Annotated in this window: 5 protein-coding genes; 4 read left to right on the top strand and 1 reads right to left on the bottom strand. The window is 66.6% G+C overall.

Annotated elements, in window-relative coordinates:
- Nucleotides 1-56 precede the first annotated feature (56 nt).
- Together ACIQAK_RS32915 and ACIQAK_RS32910 are read left to right on the top strand one after the other, a co-directional pair.
- The gene (locus tag ACIQAK_RS32915) at nt 57-269 is read left to right on the top strand and encodes a SpdD protein (RefSeq protein WP_366392943.1); all 213 of its coding nucleotides are present in this window, start codon (nt 57-59) and stop codon (nt 267-269) included.
- 133 nt (nt 270-402) lie between these two features.
- On the top strand, nt 403-1,893 hold the full coding sequence (locus tag ACIQAK_RS32910) for a hypothetical protein (protein ID WP_401766981.1): 1,491 nt from the start codon (nt 403-405) through the stop codon (nt 1,891-1,893).
- 295 nt (nt 1,894-2,188) lie between these two features.
- Here ACIQAK_RS32910 and ACIQAK_RS32905 read toward each other — a convergent pair whose 3' ends face one another.
- On the bottom strand, nt 2,189-2,476 hold the full coding sequence (locus tag ACIQAK_RS32905; RefSeq protein ID WP_366392940.1) for a hypothetical protein: 288 nt from the start codon (nt 2,474-2,476) through the stop codon (nt 2,189-2,191).
- Between the two features lie 130 nt (nt 2,477-2,606).
- On the opposite strand from ACIQAK_RS32905, the gene ACIQAK_RS32900 reads away from it, so the two are divergent.
- Both ACIQAK_RS32900 and ACIQAK_RS32895 read left to right on the top strand, forming a co-directional pair.
- A complete protein-coding gene (locus tag ACIQAK_RS32900) occupies nt 2,607-3,035 on the top strand; it encodes a plasmid replication, integration and excision activator (protein WP_366392941.1) in 429 nt (142 codons plus the stop codon).
- Between the two features lie 2 nt (nt 3,036-3,037).
- Nucleotides 3,038-4,378 (top strand): FtsK/SpoIIIE domain-containing protein, encoded by a 1,341-nt coding sequence (locus ACIQAK_RS32895; RefSeq protein WP_366392942.1) that lies wholly within the window; start codon nt 3,038-3,040, stop codon nt 4,376-4,378.
- The last annotated feature ends 53 nt before the right edge of the window (nt 4,379-4,431 follow it).

Below are 4,431 nucleotides of genomic sequence, written 5' to 3'. Positions count from 1 at the left end.
AAGCTCACGCTTGCCGCCGAAGCCGCCGAACGCGCGGCCTGATCCGAGGAGCCTGCATGCAACTCGACCACTACCGCCAGAACCTCCCCGCGGCTTCGACCCCGCGACCGGTCGGCCGGTACATCGCACTGGGCGCCGGCGCTTTGGTCGCCGTCACGTGGTCCATGGCCGTGCTCACGGTCCTGGTCATCGCGCTCGCCATCGGAGCCATGTCCGTGGCCTTCCTCGCGTCCGTGCTCAAGGGCCTGATCGGCTCTCAGAAGCGCTAACGGCGTGTCGACCGCCCTACGGGGCAACGGGGCGGGAATCGTGCCCCAGACAACCGCTGAGGCCCCAGGGACGCACTCCCAGGGGCCTCGGTGTCGTCCGTGTCCAGCCTGCATGACTCAGAACGGAGAAGACGTGACCACGGTACAGGGAGAGACCGTCAGCGGTCACCCCGACGCGGACCGTTTGGCTGGGGAACTGCTCCCCCCGGCCGACTTCCCCGCCCCCGCCGTCCCTGAGCGGGCGGAGCATGAGCGTCGGGACGGCGGGGGCTTCGCGGCCTCGGCCGCGACAGGGCTTGTTACATCTGCCATAACTGTCCGTGTAAGCGAAACCGCAGGTCAGAGCTTCGACCTCGGAACCCTCTGGGCACCCTCGTTCCCCGGTCCAGAGCTCGTGTCCGCTGCGGCCGGACTGTTCGCCAAGCGCCCCTCGTGGAACGGCCATGAAGGCCCCCGGCCGCGACTGGTCATCGCTCCCGGCGTCGTCTCCCTCGAAGCCCCGGACATGGCCAAGCGGGAACGCGCCCTCGAACGAGACCAGCGCCGCCGCCAGGTCGACGCCGAGATCCTCGGTGCCTGGCTCCACGCCACCGGTTCCTTCCCGGCCGACGCCGAACCGACCCGCGAGATCACCGGCTGGTCCCGCCGCTCCCGCTCCCGCATGATCCGCCGTCTGGCCGAACTCGACTGGACCCCGATCCTCTCGGCCGCCTGCTTGCCCTGCATGATCACGCTCACGTACCCCGGCGACTGGCTCACCGTGGCCCCGGACGGCGAGACCTCGAAGAAGCACATCACTGCCTTCTACAAGCGGTACGAACGAGCCTGGGGTGTCGAATTCGTCGGCCCCTGGAAGTTCGAGTTCCAGCACCGAGGAGCCCCGCACTATCACCTCTACTGCGTCCCCCCGCAGGGAATTGCCGGGGAAAAGCGAAAAGCAGAACACGCCCAACGAATTGCGGAATGGCAGGAATTGAAAGCACGGGGAATCGACCCCGGACCAAAACCCCGATTCCGTAAGGCAATTGGCGACGGCCTGAAATTCGCCCAATGGCTCAGCATCACTTGGGCCGACATCGTGGATCACCCGGACCCCGAACAGAAAGCGAACCACCTGGCAGCCGGAACCGGTGTCGACTACGCCGAAGGAATGCGGACTTCGGACCCCAAGCGACTCGCCGTCTACTTCGCCAAGCACGGGATCTACGCGGACAAGGAATACCAGAACCGAGTACCCGAAGAATGGCAGGCACCCGGCAAAGGCCCCGGCCGATTTTGGGGCTATCGCGGGCTCAAAGTCCTGGTCGCCCAAGTCGAGATCGAGTGGCCCGAGTACCAACTCATGAGCCGAACCCTGCGCAAGCTCGCCGCCCGTACCCGCGTCTGGGACGCCTCCCTCGACGGAGGCCGGGGAGGACACCGTTGGGTCAAGGCCACTCGGACCGTCGAGGTTCCCCGCCGGCCGTTCCTCGACCCGGAGACCGGAGAGGTTGGACACCGCCAATTCCGGAAGGTCCGCCGACCGGTCAAGCGCTTCGTCCGAACCTCCGGATTCCTCTGCGTGAACGACGGTCCCGCTCTCGCCTCGACGCTTTCCCGACTTCGCGAATCGTGTTTGACCTGACGACCCGTCAGGCTTAGCTGACGCACCGTCAGAGAGGCTTTGAGCAACCTTTGATCGGCGGGGCGGGATCATGAAAGGGGGCCATTATACTTGTGCCAATGGAGAGGGCAGGATGCCCTCACCCAGTAGTTAGCACTCGGCCCCCTTTCTTGATCCCGGAGGGGTCCCCGCCGATTAAAGGTTGCTTAAAGCCTCGGCCCCCAAAATTCTTGAACGCCTGCGGCGTCCGCTCCGTCTGCCGACAGCAAAAACCCCCCGCCGCTCGCGACAGGGGGTAAATGACGGGGACTCAGGATCAAGACTTTTCCCGCCGCTTATACAGCGCCGCCCTCGTGATCCTTCCCGCCTCCGCGATCTCGGACGGAGTGAGGATCTTCTCCGCGTCGGCACGGTCGCTCAACTCCCGCTCCAGCAACCGGAGTTGGTCCCGAGCGTCAGCAGCCGTCCGCAGTAGGGTCCGGTACCACTCCCGCTGATCACCCCGGTTCGCTCGGTCGGCCAGCAGCCCGTACGACACGAGTTCTTTGACCTTCTCCAGACGATCTTTCGCCTGGTCAGCCTGCGTTTCCGGCACTGCGGTCACGGCGTACTCCCTATCCCAGTGGTGTAAATCAGTTGACAGTCCCCGTCTAGTGGGTCCATCGTAGAGCCCAGCACAGCCCGTAGTCATCACTTCCGCAGATGACGAACCCTCAGATTCAGGAGAGAACCCCATGGCCATCCGCCCCGGAGCCCGCATTCCCGTCCACAACGAGACCGCATTCCCGCACGGCGTCTTCGCCACCGGCGACGTGTCGCCGGTCGAATCCTTCGTAGACGGCAAGAAGACCGGCCGACAGGAGACCGACCCGCAGAACGGCCTCCTGGTCTGGTCCGTCGCGGTCCTCGACGGAGACCCCGAGCTGAACGCCAAGGCCAAGTCCTTCGCCGTCAAGATCAGCGCCCCGCACCAGCCCGTGCTCCCGGACGCCTCGATCCCCGGCCTGCCGATCATCCCGATCGCCTTCGGCGGCCTGACCGTCACGCCGTACGTCGACTCGGCCAGCAAGCGACTCGCCTACAGCTACCGCGCCACCGAGATCCACCCGGCCCAGATCCCGGGCCAGGCCCAGAGCAACGCCAAGGCAGCCAAGGAGGGCTGAGCGTGTCCCAGATCGGAACCTTCGTCGAGGCCGCCCCGTACGTCACCGGGGCGGCCGTCGCCGCCAGATACTCCGTCCCCCTCGCCCGGTACTACCGGGCCTCGCCGGAACTGCGCCAGAGCATCAAGGCCGCCCGCCGCGCCCGCCGCTCGTGGAAGACCTTCTGCGAAATGGCCGGCATGACCGTGCAGCAGCAGCCCGGCCTCCTCGCCCAGATGACCAACACCAGCGGCAAGAAGCTCGAACCCCACACGCTCATCCCGCCGATCCGCACCACCCCGGACGTCTTCGGCTTCACCGCCTACAGCCGCGCCCTGCCGAACATCGGCCTGGCCGACTGGGACAAGATCCGGGACCACATCGCAGACCAGTGGGGCGTCTCCCGGATCAAGCTCTGGCAGCCCAAGCCCGGCTACATCAACGCCCGCGCCTACCTCCGCGAACCCCTCGACGCCGTGATGCCCTCCGAGCTGACCACCATCGACGGATCACCCCTGGTCAAGCCCGGCAGCCTCCGCGCCGACTCGGACATCGTCCTCATGTACTCCGAGGACGGCGACCCCATCACGGTCAACCTCGCCCGGTCCTCCCACGGAGCCATCCAGGGCGTCACCCGCTCCGGCAAGTCGATCACCGTGAACACGCTCCTGGCCCATGCCGCACTCATGGCCGACGTCCAGACCGTGATCATCGATCCCAACCTCGGTGCCGTCGCGCCCTGGTGGCGAACCGCCCACACCGTCAACGCCGACATCTCGCCGGACGGACCCACCGAGATCCTTCGCGCCATCCGCGCCGAGATGGACCGCCGACAGGGCATCTTCTGGGCCAAGCGCACGGACAAGATCACGGACTTCTCCCCGGAGGTTCCGCTGATCCTGCTCGTGATCGATGAGGTCTCCAACTACACCAACTGGGGCGACAAGAAGAAGGCCGAAGCCTTCCGGGCCGAGCTGCAAGCCGTCGCCTCCCAGGGAGCCAAGTTCGGCGTCCGCCTCTGGCTCCTCGGCCAGAAGCTCGAAGCCTCGGTCCTCAACACCGCGACCCGGACCAACCTCACGTCTCGGATCTCCCACCGGGTCGACACCATGGAGGACTTCCTCCACCTGTTCCCCGACGGCCGCGACCTGGAGGTGAACGCCGCCGACCGCTCCATGCCCCAGGGCATCGGGATCGCCGCCGTTCAGGGCATGACCACACCCCTCCGCGCCCGGTCGGTCTACCTGCCCACGGAACACTGCTGGACCATCGCGGACGCCATCGTTGACGCACTCGGCGAAGTCCGTCCGCTCCCCGCGCCCAAGCTCACGCTTGCCGCCGAAGCCGCCGAACGCGCGGCCTGATCCGAGGAGCCTGCATGCAACTCGACCACTACCGCCAGAACCTCCCCGCGGCT

The organism is Streptomyces sp. NPDC088706 (genome assembly GCF_044752765.1).
Taxonomy (GTDB): domain Bacteria; phylum Actinomycetota; class Actinomycetes; order Streptomycetales; family Streptomycetaceae; genus Streptomyces.
The sequence above is the reverse complement of the archived record's forward strand: the minus strand, read 5'-3'. Positions and strand labels throughout refer to the sequence as shown.

Bases quoted from the DNA above. Each gene is read 5' to 3' on its own strand.
- ACIQAK_RS32915 (WP_366392943.1), top strand. From the start codon at position 57: ATGCAACTCGACCACTACCGCCAGAACCTCCCCGCGGCTTCGACCCCG.
- ACIQAK_RS32900 (WP_366392941.1), top strand. From the start codon at position 2,607: ATGGCCATCCGCCCCGGAGCCCGCATTCCCGTCCACAACGAGACCGCA.